Origin of the sequence: Actinophytocola sp., from assembly GCF_050699935.1 — a bacterium.
GTDB lineage: Bacteria > Actinomycetota > Actinomycetes > Mycobacteriales > Pseudonocardiaceae > Actinophytocola.
In genome coordinates this window covers 1-18,834 of sequence record NZ_JBOHGB010000068.1, presented here as the reverse complement: position 1 = coordinate 18,834, position 18,834 = coordinate 1, and the positions used below count along the sequence as shown (strand labels likewise).

The 18,834-nt window shown below is 72.0% G+C and carries 24 protein-coding genes; 8 read left to right on the top strand and 16 right to left on the bottom strand.

Annotated features, from left to right (window positions below; all coding sequences use genetic code 11):
• From ACRDTB_RS21590 to ACRDTB_RS21575, 4 genes are read right to left on the bottom strand one after another with little or no spacing between them, the layout of a single operon-like run.
• The gene (locus tag ACRDTB_RS21590) at nucleotides 1–480 is read right to left on the bottom strand and encodes a SitI3 family protein (RefSeq protein WP_431432936.1); all 480 of its coding nucleotides are present in this window, start codon (nucleotides 478–480) and stop codon (nucleotides 1–3) included.
• A 16-nt stretch (nucleotides 481–496) separates the two neighbouring features.
• Nucleotides 497–1,747, bottom strand: a complete 1,251-nt coding sequence (locus ACRDTB_RS21585) for a hypothetical protein (protein WP_431432934.1) — start codon at nucleotides 1,745–1,747, stop codon at nucleotides 497–499.
• The gene (locus ACRDTB_RS21580; protein ID WP_431432932.1) at nucleotides 1,744–2,058 is read right to left on the bottom strand and encodes a type VII secretion target; all 315 of its coding nucleotides are present in this window, start codon (nucleotides 2,056–2,058) and stop codon (nucleotides 1,744–1,746) included. Before ACRDTB_RS21580 ends, ACRDTB_RS21585 begins: the two co-directional genes overlap by 4 nt.
• Nucleotides 2,059–2,076: 18 nt before the next feature.
• Nucleotides 2,077–2,559, bottom strand: a complete 483-nt coding sequence (locus tag ACRDTB_RS21575) for a YbaB/EbfC family nucleoid-associated protein (RefSeq protein WP_431432930.1) — start codon at nucleotides 2,557–2,559, stop codon at nucleotides 2,077–2,079.
• Between the two features lie 167 nt (nucleotides 2,560–2,726).
• On the opposite strand from ACRDTB_RS21575, the gene ACRDTB_RS21570 reads away from it, so the two are divergent.
• The 3 genes from ACRDTB_RS21570 to ACRDTB_RS21560 all read left to right on the top strand — a co-directional run bounded on the left by ACRDTB_RS21570 (nucleotide 2,727) and on the right by ACRDTB_RS21560 (nucleotide 4,103).
• Nucleotides 2,727–3,029 (top strand): nuclear transport factor 2 family protein, encoded by a 303-nt coding sequence (locus ACRDTB_RS21570; protein ID WP_431432929.1) that lies wholly within the window; start codon nucleotides 2,727–2,729, stop codon nucleotides 3,027–3,029.
• A complete protein-coding gene (locus ACRDTB_RS21565) occupies nucleotides 3,026–3,826 on the top strand; it encodes a class I SAM-dependent methyltransferase (RefSeq protein ID WP_431432927.1) in 801 nt (266 codons plus the stop codon). Before ACRDTB_RS21570 ends, ACRDTB_RS21565 begins: the two co-directional genes overlap by 4 nt.
• A 76-nt stretch (nucleotides 3,827–3,902) precedes the next feature.
• Nucleotides 3,903–4,103, top strand: a complete 201-nt coding sequence (locus ACRDTB_RS21560) for an antitoxin (protein ID WP_431432925.1) — start codon at nucleotides 3,903–3,905, stop codon at nucleotides 4,101–4,103.
• A gap of 46 nt (nucleotides 4,104–4,149) precedes the next feature.
• On the opposite strand, the gene ACRDTB_RS21555 is transcribed toward ACRDTB_RS21560, so the two are convergent.
• Complete coding sequence (locus tag ACRDTB_RS21555; RefSeq protein ID WP_431432923.1) at nucleotides 4,150–4,608, bottom strand: pyridoxamine 5'-phosphate oxidase family protein; 459 nt, start codon at nucleotides 4,606–4,608, stop codon at nucleotides 4,150–4,152.
• 107 nt (nucleotides 4,609–4,715) lie between these two features.
• Here ACRDTB_RS21555 and ACRDTB_RS21550 point away from each other — a divergent pair, with 107 nt between their 5' ends.
• Both ACRDTB_RS21550 and ACRDTB_RS21545 read left to right on the top strand, forming a co-directional pair.
• On the top strand, nucleotides 4,716–5,447 hold the full coding sequence (locus tag ACRDTB_RS21550) for a peptidylprolyl isomerase (RefSeq protein ID WP_431432983.1): 732 nt from the start codon (nucleotides 4,716–4,718) through the stop codon (nucleotides 5,445–5,447).
• A gap of 139 nt (nucleotides 5,448–5,586) precedes the next feature.
• Complete coding sequence (locus tag ACRDTB_RS21545) at nucleotides 5,587–5,916, top strand: plasmid stabilization protein (RefSeq protein ID WP_431432921.1); 330 nt, start codon at nucleotides 5,587–5,589, stop codon at nucleotides 5,914–5,916.
• A gap of 62 nt (nucleotides 5,917–5,978) precedes the next feature.
• Here the strand turns inward: ACRDTB_RS21545 and ACRDTB_RS21540 are convergent, their stop codons facing one another.
• Nucleotides 5,979–6,275 carry an iron-sulfur cluster biosynthesis protein gene (locus ACRDTB_RS21540; protein WP_431432919.1) on the bottom strand — a complete coding sequence of 99 codons (297 nt, stop codon included), beginning with the start codon at nucleotides 6,273–6,275 and terminating at the stop codon, nucleotides 5,979–5,981.
• A gap of 149 nt (nucleotides 6,276–6,424) precedes the next feature.
• Between ACRDTB_RS21540 and ACRDTB_RS21535 the strand changes: the two genes are divergently transcribed.
• Both ACRDTB_RS21535 and ACRDTB_RS21530 read left to right on the top strand, forming a co-directional pair.
• The gene (locus tag ACRDTB_RS21535; protein ID WP_431432918.1) at nucleotides 6,425–6,838 is read left to right on the top strand and encodes an ATP-binding protein; all 414 of its coding nucleotides are present in this window, start codon (nucleotides 6,425–6,427) and stop codon (nucleotides 6,836–6,838) included.
• On the top strand, nucleotides 6,835–7,641 hold the full coding sequence (locus tag ACRDTB_RS21530; protein WP_431432916.1) for a SigB/SigF/SigG family RNA polymerase sigma factor: 807 nt from the start codon (nucleotides 6,835–6,837) through the stop codon (nucleotides 7,639–7,641). The genes ACRDTB_RS21535 and ACRDTB_RS21530 overlap by 4 nt, the downstream gene beginning before the upstream one ends.
• Before the next feature lie 341 nt (nucleotides 7,642–7,982).
• Here ACRDTB_RS21530 and ACRDTB_RS21525 read toward each other — a convergent pair whose 3' ends face one another.
• The 3 genes from ACRDTB_RS21525 to ACRDTB_RS21515 form a co-directional block, all read right to left on the bottom strand.
• Nucleotides 7,983–8,864 (bottom strand): Ku protein, encoded by an 882-nt coding sequence (locus tag ACRDTB_RS21525; protein ID WP_431432914.1) that lies wholly within the window; start codon nucleotides 8,862–8,864, stop codon nucleotides 7,983–7,985.
• A 73-nt stretch (nucleotides 8,865–8,937) separates the two neighbouring features.
• Nucleotides 8,938–9,228, bottom strand: coding sequence for a hypothetical protein (locus ACRDTB_RS21520; protein ID WP_431432912.1), 291 nt, complete (start codon nucleotides 9,226–9,228; stop codon nucleotides 8,938–8,940).
• Nucleotides 9,229–9,305: 77 nt separating this feature from the next.
• A complete protein-coding gene (locus tag ACRDTB_RS21515; protein ID WP_431432911.1) occupies nucleotides 9,306–10,112 on the bottom strand; it encodes a class I SAM-dependent methyltransferase in 807 nt (268 codons plus the stop codon).
• A 96-nt stretch (nucleotides 10,113–10,208) separates the two neighbouring features.
• Here ACRDTB_RS21515 and ACRDTB_RS21510 point away from each other — a divergent pair, with 96 nt between their 5' ends.
• Nucleotides 10,209–10,760 (top strand): GNAT family N-acetyltransferase, encoded by a 552-nt coding sequence (locus ACRDTB_RS21510; protein WP_431432909.1) that lies wholly within the window; start codon nucleotides 10,209–10,211, stop codon nucleotides 10,758–10,760.
• Here the strand turns inward: ACRDTB_RS21510 and ACRDTB_RS21505 are convergent.
• From ACRDTB_RS21505 to ACRDTB_RS21475, 7 genes are all read right to left on the bottom strand, one after another.
• Complete coding sequence (locus tag ACRDTB_RS21505; RefSeq protein ID WP_431432908.1) at nucleotides 10,754–12,778, bottom strand: hypothetical protein; 2,025 nt, start codon at nucleotides 12,776–12,778, stop codon at nucleotides 10,754–10,756. The two genes, ACRDTB_RS21510 and ACRDTB_RS21505, sit on opposite strands and share 7 nt — an antisense overlap.
• Nucleotides 12,779–12,902: 124 nt before the next feature.
• Nucleotides 12,903–13,589, bottom strand: coding sequence for a hypothetical protein (locus ACRDTB_RS21500; RefSeq protein WP_431432906.1), 687 nt, complete (start codon nucleotides 13,587–13,589; stop codon nucleotides 12,903–12,905).
• Between the two features lie 2 nt (nucleotides 13,590–13,591).
• Nucleotides 13,592–14,068, bottom strand: coding sequence for a hypothetical protein (locus ACRDTB_RS21495; protein WP_431432905.1), 477 nt, complete (start codon nucleotides 14,066–14,068; stop codon nucleotides 13,592–13,594).
• Nucleotides 14,069–14,184: 116 nt separating this feature from the next.
• Nucleotides 14,185–15,159: a chitinase gene (locus ACRDTB_RS21490; protein WP_431432903.1), complete on the bottom strand. Its 975-nt coding sequence runs from the start codon at nucleotides 15,157–15,159 to the stop codon at nucleotides 14,185–14,187.
• A gap of 121 nt (nucleotides 15,160–15,280) precedes the next feature.
• Nucleotides 15,281–16,978 carry a glyoxylate carboligase gene (gene gcl, locus ACRDTB_RS21485; protein ID WP_431432981.1) on the bottom strand — a complete coding sequence of 566 codons (1,698 nt, stop codon included), beginning with the start codon at nucleotides 16,976–16,978 and terminating at the stop codon, nucleotides 15,281–15,283.
• Nucleotides 16,979–16,992: 14 nt separating this feature from the next.
• Complete coding sequence (locus tag ACRDTB_RS21480; RefSeq protein ID WP_431432901.1) at nucleotides 16,993–17,898, bottom strand: 2-hydroxy-3-oxopropionate reductase; 906 nt, start codon at nucleotides 17,896–17,898, stop codon at nucleotides 16,993–16,995.
• The gene (locus ACRDTB_RS21475) at nucleotides 17,895–18,668 is read right to left on the bottom strand and encodes a hydroxypyruvate isomerase family protein (protein WP_431432900.1); all 774 of its coding nucleotides are present in this window, start codon (nucleotides 18,666–18,668) and stop codon (nucleotides 17,895–17,897) included. Before ACRDTB_RS21475 ends, ACRDTB_RS21480 begins: the two co-directional genes overlap by 4 nt.
• Between the last annotated feature and the right edge of the window lie 166 nt (nucleotides 18,669–18,834).

Here is an 18,834-nt window from a genome sequence, read left to right as displayed (position 1 = left end):
CTACTCCTGGGAGAAGGAGTGCGTGACGCGTTCGAACCGCTGGGACAGCGCGGCCCGCCGGTGCGGCGGCCAGATGTCGTCCTGCTCGCTGAGCGTCACCTCGCCACCGCGGCGCAGCAGCCAGATGTCCTCGAACTCCCGGTGCAGCACCGCGTCCCCGGGCACCCGGTCCAGCAGGCCGGACACGAGGCGCACCAGGTCGTCCTGCTGGTAGCCGATGTCGTCGTCCTTGTCGAGACGGAAGGTCACCGACACGGTCGGCGTGAAGCCGAGGTCGTTGGCCACCGGGTCCCACGGCCGTGCCTTCGCCTCGAACACCAGGATCCAGGTGCCGAGGCCGGTCGCCATGCCGTCGAGCAACCCCTCGGCGGTGGCCGACGTGTCGAGCACGCCCAGGATCCGGCCGACCCCGAGCAGCTCGCGCGCGACGTCCGGCGCGGACGACTGGGTCGCCAGGGCGAAGCTGTACGAAATGGCCATCTGTCCGGTCCTCGAATCAGGGATAGAAGTTGAGCACGTTGCCGTTCTTGTCGATCACGATGACCTCCTCGAGGCCCTCGATCGGCCAGTCCCGCAGCTGGGCACGCATCGCGTCGAGGTCGAGGTCGCTGTCGGTCAGGTTCAGCACGACCCGCTCGGTCTGCCCGGAGTCGATCTTCTCCTGGATGTTCGCGGCGACGTTGCGGGGGTTGCTGCCGCTGGGCGCGTAGTTGTCGAAGACCTCGCCCTCGATCTTGTAGTCCGGGTTCTTGTCACCGGGGACCGTCGGGTTCTGATCGACGTCGTAGCCCTGCCGCGCGAGCGTCCGCGCCGACTCGTTCTCCCGCTGCAGCGAGCGCTTGGTCGCGGCGTCGTCGTTGTCGCGGATGCGCGTCGGGCGCCCGCCCGGCTCGGCGTTCGGGTCGGGATCGCGCGAGGGCTGGGTGTGGTCGCCGCCGCCGGTCGAGCCGGGCGGGTCCTTCGGGTCGTCCGGCGGCTTGTCGCCGCCACCACGGCGCCGGCCCAGCAGGTCGTCGAGCTTCTTGCGGACCTGGCGGAACAGGTCGGACAGCCGGCGCAGCAGCGGCATCAGGTTCCGCAGGGTGCGCACGAGTTGCTTGACGACCTGCGCGATCCGCGCCGCCCACTTCGCCGCCGCGGTCGCCGCCTGCGCCGCGGCGGCCGGCGCGCCGATGATCGTCAGCGCCTCGGCGGCCCACACCACGAGCCGGCCGACCAGGTCGGCGATGAGGTCACGGACGGTCTCGCGGACCACGCCGACCACGACGCCGGCCATCTCGACCGCGCTGCCCAGCCCGCCGGAGGCTCGCGAGGCGGCGTCCAGCAGCGCCGCCGTGTCGGTCGCCCGGCCGCGGTAGGTCTCGGCGGCCACCCCGGTCCAGCCGGCGGTGTCGGCCCGCAGGTCGCGGTCGTAGTCGGCCCGCACCTCGCCGACGTGCGAGGCGATGTTCTTCCAGGTCCGCGCGTGCGCGGCGACCGCGTCCGCGTCGCCGGCCAGCTTGTCGAGCATGTCCTGCAGCGGCTGGACGTGCTCGATGATGAACGACACGAGGTTGGACGCCACCGAGCCGATCGGGTCCATCGCGATCGACAGCGCCTCGAGGCCGGTGGTCAGCCCGCCGAGCCCGATGTCGATCCAGTTGCCGCTCTCGATGCCGGACACCAGGTCCGCGACCGACTCGGCGATGCCGATCCCGGTGTAGGCCTCGGTGGAGTCCTGCTCCGGCGCCACGAGCGGGTTGCTCATCTCAGCGTCTCCCCGGTGGCCCGGAACCCGTCGGCGTGCGACCGGTCGCGGCGGTCGTAGTCGTCGGCGGACTCGCGGAGGTTCTCGGCGATGCCACCGAACCCGTCCCGCCCGGCGGCGAGCGCGTCGTGGCCGTCCTGCTCGAGCGGGTTGATCACCGGCGGCAGGAACTGGCAGATGATCCCGTACGCGCCGTCGGGCATCACCGGGTTCGCCGCGTCCACCGCCGTGCCCATCCGGTCGGCGAGACCGTCGACCTTGCCCGCGTGGCCGCGCAGCTCCGCCGCGGTCACCCCGAATCCGTCCGGCATTCCCCTCACCCCACCGTGTCAGTCGTAGATCGAGCCACCGTCGAACTCGTCGTCTCCCCGGCGCGCTGGCCGCTCGGGTTCCTCCGAGTCGGGGAAACGCTCCCGGTAGTAGCCGACGATGCGGTCGGCGCTCTCCCGCGCGTCCTCGCCGAGCGCCTGGTCGGCGACCTCCCGCACCTCCGCGACGATCCGCTGCTTCGCCGCCGCGATCGCGGTGAGCAGCTGGTGGGTCAGCTCGTCGGGGGCGGTCTGGTGGACGCGGTCGGCGAACCTGGCGTCGAGTAACGCGCCGTTCGCGTCGACCGTGACGGTCACGACGCCGCTCGGACTCGTCGCGGTCAACCGCACGGCGTCGACCCGCTGCCGCAGCTCCTCGTAGCGCGCCGCGTTGCGCTCGAGGCCGGCCACCCACTCGTCGAGGCCGCGCTCGATGTCCTGCGGATCGCCCCGGAACAGGTCGTTCGGAATGCCTTCCATCGCCGCCCCCTTCGCCGTGCTCACGGTACCGGGATCCGGGCCGTTCGGCCGCCTTCGTCTCCGGGGCCGTCGGTGGGTTCTGCCACGAGAGCGGGTGGACTGCGGCGGTGGCCGGCCTGACCTACATTGTGGAGATGCCGGTGGTCCCGTTCCGCCCCGAGACGAGGGGCCGTCACCTCCCGGAGTAGCCCATGGATCCCGCCGTACAGTCCTTGCTCGACGCCGTCAACGCCGGCGACCGGGCCGCCTTCTTCGCGGCCCTGGCCCCGAACGCCACCATGACCGACGACGGCACCCCGCGTGACCTCGTGGAGTGGGTGGACCGGGAGATCTTCACCGTCAACGGTCACCTCGACGTCGAGTCCTCGGCAGACGACGGCCGCTCGCTGACGGCCCGCTACCGCAACGACACGTGGGGCGAGATGCGCACGACCTGGCAGTTCACCGTCCACAACGGACAGGTGACGCATTTCGACACCGGCCAGGCGCGGTGACCACGACGCGGCCGAACGACTGGAGCGGGCGGGACGGCGCGTACTGGGCCGAGCACGACGTCCGGTACGACACCGTGCTCGGCCCGCTCACCCCACACCTCCTCGCCGCCGCGGATCTCCGGCCGACGGACCGGGTGCTCGACGTCGGCTGCGGTTGCGGGAACACGACCAGGCTCGCCGGCCGGCGGGCGGCCGATGTGCTCGGCGTGGACCTGTCCGAGGCCATGCTCGCCAGGGCGCGGCAACGTACCGCGGAGGCCGGCCTCACCAACGTCCGCTTCGAGCGCGCGGACGCCCAGCGGACGGCCTTCGAGCCGGTCGACCTCGTCATGAGCCAGCTCGGCATCATGTTCTTCGACGACCCCGCCGCCGCGTTCGCCAACCTGCGCCGGGCCGGGCGGCGGCTCGCGTTCCTGTGCTGGCAACGGCTCGAGCTCAACGAGAACCGGTACGTCCTGCGCGAGGCTCTCGGCCCGCACGTCGACCTCCCGGCGCCACGGACGACGGTCAGCGCGCTCTCCCTGGCCGATCCCACCCGCATCGACGAGCTCCTGACCGGCGCGGGCTTCCGCGACATCGAGATCCAGGACGTCCGCGAACCGCTCCTGCTCGGCCGCGACGCGGACGACGCCGTGGAGTTCGAGCTCGCCGACCCCACCGTGCACACCTGGCTGACCGAGGCCGGCCCGGCGGCGGCCCGGAAGGCGACCGACGCGCTGCGCGAGGCCTACGCTGCCCGGCAGACCCCGGAGGGCGTACTCCTCGGCTCGGCCGCGTGGCTCGTCACGGCCCGCTGATCACCGCGCGCGGCGGCTTAGGAACTCTCCCGGGTGGGTACGCCGTTGTACGACATGAACAGGAAAGGACGGCCCAATGCCTCTGTTGAAGAAGCTCACCGCGCTGGCCGGCACCGCCGCGGCGGCGCGCGCGTACGTCCGGAAGAACCCGGACAAGGTGAACAAGATGGCCTCGAAGGCCGGTGAGTTCATCGACAAGCGCACCAAGGGCAAGTACCACGGGCGGATCGACAACGCGGTCCACAAGGTACGCGACGCCACGAACAAGAAGCACTGACCTGTTCGGGTCCGGGTCAGGCCGTGACCGCCCGGCCCGGACCCGGCTACGGGCTGACGTCCACCCGCACGTCGGTGTCGGCGTCCGGATCGAGGATCGAGTGCTCGGTGACCGTCGCCCGGTACAGGCGCAGCCGGGCCTCGCCGGTAACCCGCTCCGTCCCCCACTCCCCCAGCCCCGCGCGCACCGATCCGCGCGAGTACACGGCCATGCCGTGCTCGATCGCGCCGGCATCCCCCGCCTGCTCGGCGGTCGCGGACATGTAGACGGCCTGGCCACTGCCCGGCGCCACCGTCGAGTCGAACACGACCATCGCGATCCGCGGCCGCTCGGCGATGTTCCGGGAGTGCCGCGCGCCCGGGGCGGAGACCCAGTAGAGCTCCCGGTATCCCTCGTGCGCGAACCACACCGGCGACGCCCAGGGCGCCCCGCCCGCGTCGGCGGTGGCGAGCACGACGTACGAGCCCGCGTCCAGGATCTCCCGCGCGATGTCGTCGTTGGCCATGGCACGCGAGCGTAGCCGTCCGCACGCCCGACCGGTGACCGCGCGTGCGGCCTGGTGCCCGGACAGTCAGCCGACCTAGACTGCCTCGCCCCCAACCGGGAGAGGAGATCCACGTGATCCGGAAGGTCACCACCGCCGCGGTCGTCGCGGCGCTCGCGTCGGCCGTGCTGTCCGGGAGCGCCACGAGCGCCGCCGCGGACCGGGACGACTCGACGAACGGCCCCTGCCAGTACACGACGACGCCCGACGAGCCGGCCGTCCGGCCGGTCCCCCTGCCGCCCGATCCACGGCCGACCCCCGACCACGGCACGGTCCGCGTCGACATCAGGACCAGCCAGGGGCCGCTGCCCCTGAGCCTCGACCGCGAGCTGGCACCGTGCACGGTGCAGAGCTTCGTCCACCTGGCACGGCACAAGTTCTACGACCGCACCACGTGCCACCGGCTCACCACGTACCCGACGCTCGAGGTGCTGCAGTGCGGCGACCCGTCCGGCACCGGCGAGGGCGGGCCGGGCTACCGGTACAAGGACGAACTGCCCGTCGGGCTCGAGCCGGCACCCAACGACCCGACCGGTGAGCGCAAGATCTACCCGCGCGGCACGCTCGCGATGGCCAACGCCGGCCCGGACACCAACGGCAGCCAGTTCTTCCTGGTGTACGGCGCCGCATACCTGCGCCCCGACTACACGATCTTCGGCACCATCGGCGACGCCGGTCTGACCACAGTGGACAAGGTGGCGGCCGGCGGAGTCCAGCCGACCCCGGAGGACCCGGCACCGCTGGACGGCCCGCCGGCCATCCCCGCGGACCTGTACAAGGTCAAGGTCCGCCACCACTAGCCGGACGCGTCCGCGTGCTCGCGAGCCCACCGGGCCAACGGGCGCGCGGGCGCGCGCCCGTTGGCCTTCCTGGACGAGGAGGCCGTTTTCGTGTTGGCGGAGCGGGTACCCCGAGGTCACACGACGAAAGGGGTGTGTGATGCCACAGGCCTGGAGCAGCAAACGCGAACGGCAGTACGAGCACATCAAGAAGGGTGCCGAGGACCGCGGCGCGAGCACGGGCCGGGCCAAGGAGATCGCTTCCCGGACCGTGAACAAGAACCGGGCGCAGTCCGGCGAGTCGCGGACCGCGAGCAGGACGTCGACGCGGGACGTCACCCCGCAGCACCGCGGCGGCAAGCGTTCCGGGAAGCGGCTGGGGCCGGGCGGACCGACGCGGGACCAGCTCTACAACGAGGCCCGGCAGAAGAACATCCGTGGTCGCTCGAAGATGAACAAGAACGAGCTGCGGCGAGCCTTGGGTCGATAGTCCACTCAGGACAGACGCGGAGGCGCCGGCACCCCTCGGGGCACCGGCGCCTCCGCGTCATGTCAGGAGGCTCGTTCGAGCACGGCGAAGTTCAGCTGACCTTCGGCATCCTGTTGCACGTCAAGCACTTTGTCGGACAGATAGTCGGCCGCCTGCTCCTCGAGGAACACGTGCGCGCCGGTGTCCGCGGTGACCACCTGGTCTCCCTCGACGGGAGCGGACGACACGGTGAGAGCCAGCGCGGCCTGCGAGTCGGACTCGTTCTTCATGGAGAACCGAAGCCCTCCCTGTTCGTCGATCCCACCCTGTGCAGTCAGCGCCGTAATCGCCTCGGCTGCCGCTTCCGTAACCGCCAACATGTGGGCTCCTTCCCTCGACGGCGTGCGTCCCCCACGTTAGGGGCCGTGTCGTGCACGCGCCCTCCGACCCCGGTCACGGTGGTGTGTCTCAGGTAAAGTCGCCGGTCAGGAATGGTTTCCGAACTCGAGAATGTGGGTAGAAGAGCACCATGAGCGTGGGAGACGGGGACGCGCGCCCCGACGAGATCGAGCTGCGACTGCGCGCCGAGCTCAGCAACCTGCCCATCATCCGGTCGTTGACCTCGAGCATCGCCATGCGCGCCGACTTCGATCTGGACGCGATCGCGGATCTGAAGCTGGCCGTGGACGAGGCCTGCTCGACCCTCATCACGCGCGCGGCGCCGGACGCGTCGTTGTGCTGCACGTTCAGCGTGACCAAGGACGAGATCCGCTTCCTCGTGAGCGTCCACTCCGTCGACGAGAGCACGCCCAGCAGCGACACGTTCGGCTGGCGGGTGCTGACCACGCTCACCGACCACACCGGCTGCTGGGTGGAGCGCGACGACGGGCAGCACCTGGTGCACATCGAGGTGGCGAAGCACCGAGCGGATGGTCCGGTGTGACGAACGCACAGGGTTCGCAAGCCAGGCCCCGGGAGGCATCGGACACCGGCTACGAGCATCTGGCGCCGCTGTTCGAGGAGATGGCGGCGCTCGACGAGAGCGACCCGAACCGGGCTGAGCTGCGCAACAAGCTGGTGACCGGCCACCTCCCGCTGGCCGAGCACATCGCCGCGCGGTTCTCCAACCGTGGCGTGCCGCGCGAGGACCTGGTGCAGGTCGCGACCCTGGGCCTCATCAACGCGGTCGACCGCTTCCAGCCCGACCGCGGCACGGACTTCCTGTCGTTCGCGGTGCCGACCGTGATGGGCGAGGTGCGCCGGCACTTCCGCGACGCGAGCTGGTCGATGCACGTGCCGCGGCGGCTCAAGGAGCTCAACCTGGCGATCAACGCGGCCAGCGCCGAGCTGTCCCAACGTCTCGGCCGCGCGCCGACGCCGTCCGAACTCGCCCGGCACCTGGACCTCAGCCTGGAGCAGGTGTACGAGGGCCTCGAGGCGGGCAACGCGTACCACTCGATGTCGCTGGACGAGGCCCTGTCGCCGAACGCGGACTCCGACGCCCTGGGCGAGACCCTCGGCGAGACGGACGCGGCGCTGGACGGCGTGGAGGACTACGAGTCGCTGCGCCCGCTCATCGAGCGCCTGCCGGAGCGGGAGCGCACGATCCTGACGCTGCGGTTCTTCCGGCACATGACCCAGACCCAGATCGCGGAGCGCATCGGCATCTCGCAGATGCACGTGTCCCGCCTGCTGGCCCGGACGCTGGAACAACTACGTCAGGGCATGATCGGCGAGGAGGACTGAGCCTCACGTTGCCGAGGTCGCCCTCCGACCCCCGGAATCCAGCGTGCCGCCCCACCCGACAATCCCGGCCAACGGACGGCCACTTGTGGACAGTGCCCGACGGACAGCCGGCAAGTGGACAACGCGCCACCCGCAGACAGTGCCCCCGACGGACCCAGCAGCGGGCCTTTGTGGACAGCCGGACACGGACGGTCCCGGATTGTCGGTGATCGCCGCTAGACTGGAAATCGGGGGCCGGAGGCCGCCTCCTCACCTTTCCGCGCTACCCCACGGTCACCTGTGGACAGACGGGCGGAATTGTCGGTGTCGGTCCGTAGACTGGAAATTGGGGGCCGGAGGCGTCAGCTCGGGCTCGACGTGCGGGTCCGGCCCACGGCCTCCCGGGCCGCCGCGCTCGCCGATGCGGCGCGGTCCGCCGCCGCCCGTGCCGAGGCGACCGCGGACGACGACTCGCGGCACTGCCTCTCCACCAGGTTCGCCCGCAGCGCGGTGAGCAGGTCCGTGGCACCGGCCTCCTGCGCGACGATCGTCGGCTGGACCAGCTCGTCGCCGTCGATCTTGGCTCGCACCAGGTCCCACAGCGCCTCGCGGTACCGGTCGGTGTAGCGGTTCGGGGTGAACCTCTCGCTCAGCTCGTCGATCAGCCGCGTCGCCTCGCGCAGCTCCGCGGCCGAGATCCGCACGTGCTGGTGCAGGAACGGGAAGTCCGGTGTACGGATCTCGTCCGGCCACAGCATCGTCTCCAGCACGATCACCTGGTCGCGGATCCGCAGCACCCCCAGCGACTCCCGGCCGCGCAGCGCCACCTGCACGATCGCCACCCGGCCGGACTGTCGCAGCGCCTCGCCGAACAGCACGTACGGCTTCGTGCCCGCCGGCTCCGGCTCCAGGTGGTAGCTGCGCGCGAAGTAGATCGGGTCGATCTCCTCCAGCGGTGCGAACGCCTGGACGTCGATCGCCCGCGACGTCGGCAGCGGCAGCCGCGCGAGGTCCTCGTCGGTCAGCACGACCGTCTCGCCGCCCGGCAGCACGTACCCGCGCGCCAGCTCCTGCGCGCCGAGCGTCTGGCCGTCCACCTCGCAGACCTTGCGGTGCCGCACCCGGCCCCCGTCGGTCACGTGCACCTGGTGCAGGCCGGCCGACCGCTCCTCGGTGGCGCCGAACGCGCGCACCGGAATGGTGGCCGTACCGATCCGGATGGTGCCGTTCCAGACGCTTCGCATGTATCCCTCCCCGATCGACGACTCGTGCAGGCTATCGTCGGCCGACGGCAGGTCACAGGCGCCAAACGGGTGGTTATTCGAACAAATGTTCACTCTGGGCGAGGGCGTCCGCGGCGTGCCCGGTGGCCCGCCCGGCGGCCCGCAGAACCTCGGCGAGCACCGCCCGATTCGCCACCGGCACGGCGTCGAGCTGGCCGGCGATGCGGTCGAGGGTGTCGGCGATGTGCCGCTGGCCGGACACGAGCTGCCCGACGACCTGAGCGAGGTCGTCGGGCGGCTCGGGGTCGGCGGCCAGCTCGGCGGCGCAGGACTCGAGGTGCGACGTCAGCACCGTGGCCGGGAGGACCAGCTCGCGACCCGCCATCTCGGCACCGCCCTCCAGCTCGGGGACGGGATCATGCTGCCACCCGCGGGGTGCGAACCCCGGGCGACACACCGGTTTCAGGCGGGCTTGCGCTTGTACGCGCCGACGAGGGCCGGCAGCCGCACGAAGTTCGTGCGGTCGGCCTCGGCGGCGGCGAGCTCGGCGAGGCACCGGTCGGCGTTGTCCTGTGAGGTGATCCCGAGCCGGAGTGCGGTGGGCAGCGCGCTGGTGTACGACGCCTGGAGGAAGCCCCTGGTGTCCGCGATGGGCGCGAGCACGCCGGCGATGTCCGTGCCGTCCGGCACGCCGATGCCGGCGTCGACGAGGTGCGCGGGCACGTGCAGCCCGCACCGGGGATCACCGCCGGTCTGCTCGAAGATGCCGTCCATGACGCGGCCGAACTCGCCCCAGCACTCGAGCTGCGGCCAGGTCGCCATGCCCTCGGTGTCGTAGTCCTGCACGATGAGCACGCCGCCGGGCGCGACCCAGGTCCACATCCGCCGCAGCAGCGTCACGGGGTCCGCGAGGTGCATGAGGACCAGCCGCACGTAGACGACGTCGTACTCGGGCAGGTCGAGCTCGTACAGGTCCCCCTCGACGAACTCGACGGGCGCGTCGACCGTGGCACGCAGGACCTCGATCGCCTCCCGCCCGAGCGCTCCGTCCATGTCGACCCCGGTGACCGACCCGCTCGGTCCGACCCGCTCGGCGAGCAGCCGCATCACTTCCCCGGGCCCGCAGCCGACGTCCAGGCACCGCATCCCCGGCGCGACGCCGACCCGGTCGAGCATCCGCGTGGTGGCCTCCTCCCAGATCCCGGCCTGCAGGCGCAGCCTGTTGTACTCGTCGGAGGTGCGGGCGAAGACATACGCGGATCCAGTCACGAAGGTTGAACATAGCGTGACGGCGGGCCCGGCGAAACCGCGACGCGGGTCGTAATTCGGTCACGGCCGCCCACCCCGTCCTGACAGGATTCCGCCATGGACATCCTCTTGGCGACCGACCGCCTCGTGCTGCGCCGGTTCACCAGGAGCGACCCCGACCTCCTCGTCGAGCTCGACAGCGACCCCGAGGTCATGCGGTACCTGACCGGCGGCCGGACGACCCCGCGCATCCGCGTGGAGACCGCGCTGTTGCCCGCCATGCTCCTCGACTACGAGCGCTACCCGGGGTTCGGCGCCTTCGCCACGCACACCAGGACCGACGGCGAGTTCGTCGGGTGGTGCATGCTCCTGCCGGAGTTCGACGGCCCGGCCGGCGAGGCCGAGCTCGGCTACCGGTTGCTTCGACGGGCCTGGGGCCGGGGATACGCCACCGAGGCCTCGCGGGAGCTGCTGCGCTACGGCTTCACCGAGCGGAAGCTGAAGCGGATCTTCGCGGAGACCATGGCCGTGAACACGGGCTCGCGGCGGGTGATGGAGAAGGCCGGCCTGCGCTACGAGCTGACCTACTTCCCGCCGCTCGCGCCGATCGAGGGCTCCGAGCACGGCGAGGTGCGGTACGCGATCGACGCCGAGGAGTGGCTTCAGTAGAACGCCCTGAGCGTCGTCTCGTCGTGGACCACCAGCACGTTCCGCACCGGCGGGTCCTGCGGCGTGGCGACCTCGACTCCGGGCACGACGAGGAGTCCGGGGTGCTCGGGGAGATCGAGGCGGTCCTGCGGATCGAGGTCGTAGCCGAAGCGCTCGGTCAGGGTCGCGACGTCGAAGACGACGAGCCGGCCGCTGCCGGCCACGGAGAAACCCCGAGGTCGGTCACCCGACTCGACCCAGACCGGGGGCCGGCGGCCGGCGGCGGCCTGGCTCGCCGGCCGGCTGGCGAGCTCGGTGCCGTCGTCCACCGACAGCAGGTGCGACCGGCCGAACCACTCGGCGACGACACCGGCGTCGCTGATCGCGAGGACCTTCGTGGGGACCGGGTCGTCCCGAGCCGCGCCGACCGGTTGTCCGGCCGAGTTCATCGGAGTCGACAGGCGCCCCGTCAGCTCGCCGTCGCGCACGATGACGACGTCGTAGATGTGCTCGTCGCCCGAGGTGCCCCAGGTGAGTGACACCACGGTCGTCCCACCGTCGGCCAGCAGCTCCGGTGCGTCGCCGGTACAGCATCCGGGTCGCGCCCCCCGCGGGGTCTCGATCCCGATCACCCGCACCAAGCCACCCTCGCCGTCGGGTTGGAGGAGGGCGGGCTGTTCGCAGTCGCCGCCTTCCTCGCCCCACCGCAGCACCGTCGGCGTCGCGCCGTTGGTGGCCGCGGCGTACTGACAACGGTCGGGCGGCGGGGCGGCCGACGCCACGACCTCGCCGGTCGCGACCTCCAGCACCGCGAGCCCCGGTCTCTCGTCCGGTTGGCCCGCGAGGTGCGGCTGGAGCACGGCGGTCCGCCCGATCACGAGGGGCGGCGGATAGACGGAGCCGTAGTCCACCGTCACCGGGGGAACCAGCAGCCAGCCCCAGCTGTCGCCGGGCGATGGGGCGCGATGGGTCGCCACCTGCTGACCGTCGTCGAGCCGGAGCACGACGGCCGCTTCGCCGACCATGACCAGCACCCTTCCGGCGACCGGGTCCACGGCGACGCCACCGATGCCGCCTCGCCGCTGCGTGTAGCTCCAGGCGAGCGAACCGTCCCGCGCCGTGAACACCGACACCTCGCCACCGGCCCGCAGCTGCACGGTGTCGACGAAGTCCGCCGGCGTCGTGAAGACCACGATGGCGTCCCAGCCGGGCACCGCGACGACCGAGCGCCGGTCGTCACCGCTGCCGGTATCCGACAGCGTCCGACTCCACCGCTGCTCCAGGCGTCCGGGCGCCCCCGGGGCAGACGTCTCGGCCGCGGGTTCGATCGCCGGCCCCTCCCGGGTCGCCTCCTCGACCCGGTGGACCCGCCCGACCTGTGCCGTGTCCTGAACGCCGGGCGCGGACCGGTCTGCGATCGTCCGCGCACCTACTGCCGCGACGACCGTCCCGGCAACCAGCACGGCCGTGACGACCACGGCCTCGGCCCACACCACGCGGCCCCCGTCACGCCCCCCACCGCGCCGGCCGCCGAACACGCCCCTTGCCGACGCCACGGCGCACCAGAGGGCCGCCACCACGAGAACCAGCCCCGTCGCGTAGGCGGCGACCGGCGGCAGGTCGTCACCCAGCAGCCGATCGTCGACCGCGGCCTCCGACGCATCGTGACCCCAGTGGTGGGTGAACCCGGACAGCGGCAGCCGCCACAATCCGGTGCCAGCCACCACCGCCGCCGCGACGACGCACACCAGGGCCACACCCCAGGCCGCTCGCACGACCGTCGCGCCGTCCGGGCGCGGTGCGTCGGGGTTCGCCGGCCAGCCGGCGAACCTGCCCCGCCACCGGGCGACGCCGACGCCGCCTACGACCAGAGCGGCCAGCAGGACGAGGCCGACCACCCACCACGTGCGCACACCCAGCCACCCGCGGGCCCAGACCGCCAGGCCGACCACCGTCGCGGCCAGCAACCCCGCACCGACCGGCGGTGCGACCACGCCGCGTCGCGCCCTGCCGGCTCCGTCCGCGTCGTCCCCAGCCACTGCCACTCCGTTCGATGACCGCGCGGTCGCATCGAGCGCCCGCGCCGACAGCGTAGGCAACCGAGTAGGGGACCGAGTAGGCAATGACACGACGTACAGGCCGTTCACCAGGCACGAAACGGCGTCAGACGGCGACTCCGGTCAGCCGCCGCACCGCCGCCGCCGGATCAGCTCCGTCCAGCAACCCCGCGTCCACCACGCAACCGGTGAACCCCGACTCGGCCACCCGCTCGATCCCCGCGCGATCCCACGACCCACCCTCGAGCACCGCGGGCACCGGAATCTCCAGACCCACCGGCTCACCGAGGCCGACCACCGCCGCACCCACGTCCAGCGCCCGCTCGACGTCCGCCGCGTCCGCGGCGGAGTGGAGCGCGTCCAGGCCGAGGCCGTCCGCGATCGCCGCGAGGTCGGCGAGCTCGGCGTCGTCGAGTGCCCGTACGACGATCCGCACGGCGTCCGCCCCGCACGCGTACGCCATGTCCAGCTGCCGGGAGTCGACCACGACGTCGGAGAACAGCACGGGGACGTCGACCGCGCCGGCCACCAGGCCGACGATGTCCGGGCCGCCCCCGGCCAGCAGCTCGTCGGCCGGCGCCGAGACCGCGGCCGCGCCGCCGGCCTCGTACGCGACCGCCGCGCGCCACGAGCGAGGCAGGACCGACGCGACGATGCCGACCTCGCGCCCGCTGACCGCCGCGGTGAACCGGCCGGGCCGCGCCGGGCGCGCCCGCTCGATCCGCGGCGCCGGGCACCAGGACGGCATCGCCCACAGGTGCCGCTTGTGGGCGATGATCCGCTCGAGGTCCACGGCTAAGCCCCGGTGATGCGCAGATCCACGCCGGGACGCAGGCCGCTGGTGGCCGCGAGCCGCTCGGCGAGCAGCGTGATCGCGCCCGGCGGCACCGTCGACCGGACCTCCACGGCCGCACCCGGGCGCAGCAGCGGGCCGAGCAGCTCGGCGGCGCCCAGGAGGTGCCGTAGGTCCGCCACGCCGTCCGCGCCGACCGGCACCGGCACGCAGATGACATAGGAGTCGAGGCCGGCGAGCAGGCCCGGGTCCGACGTCGGCTCGAACCACTCCGCGGTCGCCTCGAGCGCGTCGGGCGTGACGCAGGGCAGGTACGACTCGCCGATCCGCAGCGCGGCGATCCTGGCCCGGTCGAGGTCGAGGCCGGTGGTCAGCATGCCGGCGTCGGCCAGCGACAGGGCCAGCGGCAGACCGGTGTCCCCCAGCCCGACGACTCCGACGGTCGCCAACTCGGTGCGGGGGCTGAACGTCGCCGTCATCGCGGGCCTCCTCCGGTCGGACCAGTGCTGGTCCCAGAGTCGGCACGCGTGGTCGAAGCGCGCTAGAGCCCGGCTCGAGCACGCGTCGCCGTGGCTGGACGGCCGCCGATCGGGACTCAGAATCCGGCGGTGATCCTCGTGAACTCCCAGTCCGGCTGGTCGATGCCGCTGCAGTTGGACACCACGCCACCGCCCGGGCAGCCACGGTCCCGGTTCACCGCCCAGAACGCGAGCCGGGCCAGGCCGTTGGACTTCGCCCAGTCACGGATCCCCGTCCACGTGTCCAGCGAGGTCATCTCCTGCTGGTCGGACAGGCCGTTCATGCCGGAGATGCCCATGTGCGAGAACGCCTCGGCGTCCGACCACCCGAATGCCGACTTCAGCCGGTCCTTCAGACCCGTGGCCGCGGCCACCGTGTCGGTGTAGATGTCCGAGCTGCCGAAGTCGAACGGCATGATCGTGAACACGTCGATGTTCGCACCGAGCGCCGCGGCCTGGTCGATCAGCCGGCCGCCGTAGTAGTTCGGGCCGGTCGTGGTCGTGCCGAACGTGATGATCGTCTGGATGCCGGGGTTGTTCTGCTCGACGATCTTGAGCGCGTTCAGGATGCGGTCCTGCACGACCTCGTTCTCGAACTCGTCGGTGTTCTCGATGTCGATGTCGATCGCGGACAGCCCGTAGGCGTCGATCACCTGCTGGTACGCCCCCGCCAACTCCTCGGGCGACGAGCAGTTCGGCCCCAGCTTGTTGCCGCTCCAGCCACCGAGCGACGGCACCACGTCGCCGCCCGCCGCCCGGATCTCGTTGATCGCCTGCTCGTCGACACCGCCGGTGAGCGGCCGCGTCGAGTCCCACGCGGGCGAGCAGCCGCCACCGGAGAGCACGAACGCCATGGTGAACGACCGGATCCCGGTCGCGTCCATCACGGTCGCGGGCGATGGCGGGTCCCCCCACCCCAGGTACAGGTAGGGCGCCGCCGGCGAGACGGCGCGCTCGTCCGCCGCGGACGCACCCCCCGGCAGCAGCGCGGCGGTGGCGGCGGTGACCGTGGCGACCACCGAAAGGGCAGCGAGAACCGATCGTCTGCGCATGTGCGTACTCCCTCGTCGTTGAGCGCGGGCCCCGACCTACGCCATACCGAATACAAGCGCCGGCATCGTGGCGCGATGCCGGCGCTCAGTGTGGTCTAGACCACGATTGGTGGTCAAGGGTCTAGACCAAATCGGTCTCCAGTTCCGGCACGGGCTCGAACTCCGTGATCGCGTCGATGGACAAGCCCATCGACGCGTTGGCCTCCCGCTCGACCATGACCTCGACGAGCACGGGCAGGGACAGCTCGGCCGACCTCGCGGACGCCCAGGCCAGCGCGCCGCGGATGTCGCCGGGCCGCTCGACGCGGCGGGCCGGGCAGCCGAAGGCCGCCATCAGCCGCACGTGGTCGATGCCGCCCTCGCCGTAGTGCAGGTCGACCGCGTAGTTCATCTCGTACGGGATCTCCGCCTGCCGGATCAGCCCCAGGTACTCGTTGTTGACCATGACGATCACGAAGGGGATCCGGTACTGCGCGGCGACCGCGATCTCCTCCATCAGGAACTGGAAGGAGTAGTCGCCGGCCACCGCGACCACCTGCCGCTCGGGGAACGCGCACTTCACGCCCATCGCGGCGGGCACCTCCCAGCCCAGCGGCCCGGCCTGGCCGCAGACGAGGTAGCGGCGGGGCAGGAACGTGTGCTGGAACTGGCCGGACCAGATCTGGTACAGCCCGATCGCGGTGACGAACGTGGTGTCCGGGCCGAAGAACTCGTTCAGCTCGCGGTACACCCGCGGCGGCTTGATCGGCACGTCGTCGAAGTCGTCACGGCGCGGCAGGGTCGCCCGCAGCTCGCGCACCCGCGCGGGCCACTCGCTCGCCTTCCGCGCGACACCCAGCGTGCGGGCGCACTCGGTGAGCGCCGCGAGCGTCGGCCGGGCGTGCCCGACCACGCCGAGGTCAGGCTCGAACACCCTGCCGATCTGCGTCGGCTCGATGTCGACATGGATGAACCTGCGACCCTTGGTGTAGACGGACAGGTCGCCGGTGTGCCGGTCACCGAACCGCGCGCCAACCGCGAGCACCAGGTCGGACTCCAGGAAAGCCCGGTTGCCCCAACGGGTCTGGGTCTGCAACCCGGCCATGCCGGCGAACAGCTCGTGGTCCTCGGGGAACGCGCCCTTGCCCATCAGGGTCACCTGGACCGGGACGTCGAGCTCCTCGGCCAGCTCGCGCAGCTGTCCCGCCGCGTCCGCGATGATCACGCCGCCACCGGCGAGGAGCAGCGGACGCTCGGCGCCGAGCAGCAGGTCGACCGCGGCCCGCACGCGGGACGGATGCGGCGAGGGCACCTCGACCGGCAGCGGCGCGTCGATCGCCGGGTCGTAGTTGCACAGTCCACGTTGGACATCCAGCGGCAGATCGACCAGCACGGGCCCGGGCCGGCCGCAGCGGGCGATCCGGAACGCCTCGCGGAACACCCACGGCGCCTGGCCCGGCTCCTTGAGCTGCACCGCCCACTTCGTGACGGGCTTGGCGATCTCGACGATGTCGACGGCCTGGAACGCCTCCTGGTGCAGCTTCGCGCGCGGCGCCTGGCCGGTGACGCAGATCATCGGGATCGAGTCGGCGAGCGCGGTGTACAGCCCGGTGATCATGTTGGTACCGGCCGGACCCGAGGTGCCGACGCAGACCCCGACCTTGCCGGTGACCCGGGACCAGCCGTCGGCGGCGTGCGTGCCGCCTTCCTCGTGGCGGACGGTGAGGTGCCTGATCCCGCTCTTGCGCATCGCCGCGTACAACGGCAGGATCGCGGCACCTGGGATGCCGAACACCGTGTCGACGCCCTCGGACTCCATGACCGCGACCACGGCCTCCATGCACGGAACGCTCTTCACGCCGTCACTCCCCCTTGGCCCGCAGTGGCTTCCGCGACCTTGAGCAGCGCGGAGTGGTCGAGTGATCCGTAGCCCTGGGCACGCGCCGCCGCGACCAGCTGGGCGACGAGCCCGCCGACCGGCAGCGCCACGTCGGCCTCCCGTGCGGCGTCGAGCACGATGCCCATGTCCTTGTGGTGCAGGTCGATCCGGAAGCCCGGGGCGAACTCGCGCGCCACCATGGACCGTCGCCTCAACTCGAGGATCCGGCTGCCCGCGAGGCCGCCGGCGAGCACGTCGAGCCCGAGCCCGGCGTCCACTCCGGACGCTTCGAGCAGCACGATCGCCTCGGCGACGAGCGCGTAGGTGCCACCGACCACGAGCTGGTTCGCGGCCTTCACGGTCTGCCCGGCGCCGGCCGGTCCCACGTGGACGATCGTCGCGCCGAGCGGCTCGAGCACCGGCTCCGCCGTGGCGAAGTCGGCCGAACCGCCACCGACCATGATGGACAGCACGCCGTCGATCGCGCCCCGCTCGCCGCCGGACACCGGCGCGTCGAGCACCCGCAGGCCCTTCTGGGCGCCCTCGGCCGCGAGCCGGCGCGAGGTCTGCGGCCGGATGGTGGACATGTCGACGTAGAGCGTGCCGGCCCGCGCCGACTCGAGCACGCCGCTCGCACCGAACGCGACGGCCTCGACCTGCGGGAAGTTCGGCAGCATCGTGATCACGACGTCGGCGGCCGCCGTGGCGTGCTCGACGCTCTCGGCCGCCTTACCGCCCTCGGCGACGAGCCGCTCGACCGACGCCGGCCGCACGTCGTACCCGATGACGTCGAACCCGGCCCGCAGCAGGTTCGAGGCCATCGGGCCGCCCATGATGCCCAGTCCGATGAAACCGATCGTCGTGGTTGGTGAGGTCGTCACCGCATCTCCTCCAGCCATCCGAAGCTGTCCGCACTGCGCCCGACCGGCTTGTACTCGCAGCCGACCCGCCCGTCGTACGGGCTCGCGGCGAGTCGGGCGAGCACGGTCGGGTAGTCGATCTCGCCGGTGCCGGGCTGTCCGCGGCCGGGCGCGTCGGCGATCTGCACGTGGCCGAACCGGTCCGCGCTGTTCGCGATCAGCGCGCCGAGGTCCTCACCCATCCGGTGCAGGTGGTAGAAGTCGGCGAGGAACGCGGTGCCGGGAACCTGGTCCACCACGTCGAGCGCGGCCTTCGACGAGGTGATCGGGTACCGCGGGCTCTCGTAGGAGTTGAGCGCCTCGACCACCACCGTGGCGCCGACGCGCTGCGCGGCGCCGGCCGCGAGGCTGAGGTTCTCCAGCGCCAGGTCGTGGTCGGTGTCGTCGGATGTGTTGCCGTACAAGGCGTTCAGCACCGGGCAGCCCACCCGCCCGGCGAACCCGACGGTCACGTCGACGTTCTCGCGGAAGCGGTTGCTCGTGGACCGTGACGACAGCAGCCCGCGCTCGCCGCCCGCCATGTCACCGGCGTCGAAGTTGAGACCGACCAGGCGCACCCCGGCGTCGTCGAGCGCGCCGGCCAGCGTGTCGAGCTCGCGCTCGGCCGGTGTCGGGCCGTCGAAGGGCCACCACAGCTCGACCGCGTCGAACCCGGCCGCCCGCGCCGCGGCGGGGCGGTCCAGCATCGGCAGCTCGGTGAACAGGATGGACAGGTTGACGTCGTAGCGCATCTCTCTCCTCAGGCGACGGTGCGCACCCGGCTCTGCCGTGCGAGTTCGGCGGTCTCGGACGGAGTCTTGCCGACCCGGACCCCCGCGGCCTCCAGGGCCTCCTTCTTCGCCTGCGCGGTCCCCGACGAGCCGGACACGATCGCACCCGCGTGCCCCATCGTCTTGC

Coding starts and splice junctions, on each gene's coding strand:
- ACRDTB_RS21520 (WP_431432912.1), bottom strand. CDS start 9,228: ATGGCGGGTCGCGAGCTGGTCCTCCCGGCCACGGTGCTGACGTCGCAC.
- ACRDTB_RS21510 (WP_431432909.1), top strand. CDS start 10,209: ATGGACATCCTCTTGGCGACCGACCGCCTCGTGCTGCGCCGGTTCACC.
- ACRDTB_RS21525 (WP_431432914.1), bottom strand. CDS start 8,864: ATGCGAAGCGTCTGGAACGGCACCATCCGGATCGGTACGGCCACCATT.
- ACRDTB_RS21590 (WP_431432936.1), bottom strand. CDS start 480: ATGGCCATTTCGTACAGCTTCGCCCTGGCGACCCAGTCGTCCGCGCCG.
- ACRDTB_RS21560 (WP_431432925.1), top strand. CDS start 3,903: ATGCCTCTGTTGAAGAAGCTCACCGCGCTGGCCGGCACCGCCGCGGCG.
- ACRDTB_RS21570 (WP_431432929.1), top strand. CDS start 2,727: ATGGATCCCGCCGTACAGTCCTTGCTCGACGCCGTCAACGCCGGCGAC.
- ACRDTB_RS21580 (WP_431432932.1), bottom strand. CDS start 2,058: ATGCCGGACGGATTCGGGGTGACCGCGGCGGAGCTGCGCGGCCACGCG.
- ACRDTB_RS21535 (WP_431432918.1), top strand. CDS start 6,425: ATGAGCGTGGGAGACGGGGACGCGCGCCCCGACGAGATCGAGCTGCGA.
- ACRDTB_RS21555 (WP_431432923.1), bottom strand. CDS start 4,608: ATGGCCAACGACGACATCGCGCGGGAGATCCTGGACGCGGGCTCGTAC.
- ACRDTB_RS21495 (WP_431432905.1), bottom strand. CDS start 14,068: ATGACGGCGACGTTCAGCCCCCGCACCGAGTTGGCGACCGTCGGAGTC.
- ACRDTB_RS21540 (WP_431432919.1), bottom strand. CDS start 6,275: ATGTTGGCGGTTACGGAAGCGGCAGCCGAGGCGATTACGGCGCTGACT.
- ACRDTB_RS21585 (WP_431432934.1), bottom strand. CDS start 1,747: ATGAGCAACCCGCTCGTGGCGCCGGAGCAGGACTCCACCGAGGCCTAC.
- gcl (WP_431432981.1), bottom strand. CDS start 16,978: ATGGAGGCCGTGGTCGCGGTCATGGAGTCCGAGGGCGTCGACACGGTG.
- ACRDTB_RS21545 (WP_431432921.1), top strand. CDS start 5,587: ATGCCACAGGCCTGGAGCAGCAAACGCGAACGGCAGTACGAGCACATC.
- ACRDTB_RS21475 (WP_431432900.1), bottom strand. CDS start 18,668: ATGCGCTACGACGTCAACCTGTCCATCCTGTTCACCGAGCTGCCGATG.
- ACRDTB_RS21490 (WP_431432903.1), bottom strand. CDS start 15,159: ATGCGCAGACGATCGGTTCTCGCTGCCCTTTCGGTGGTCGCCACGGTC.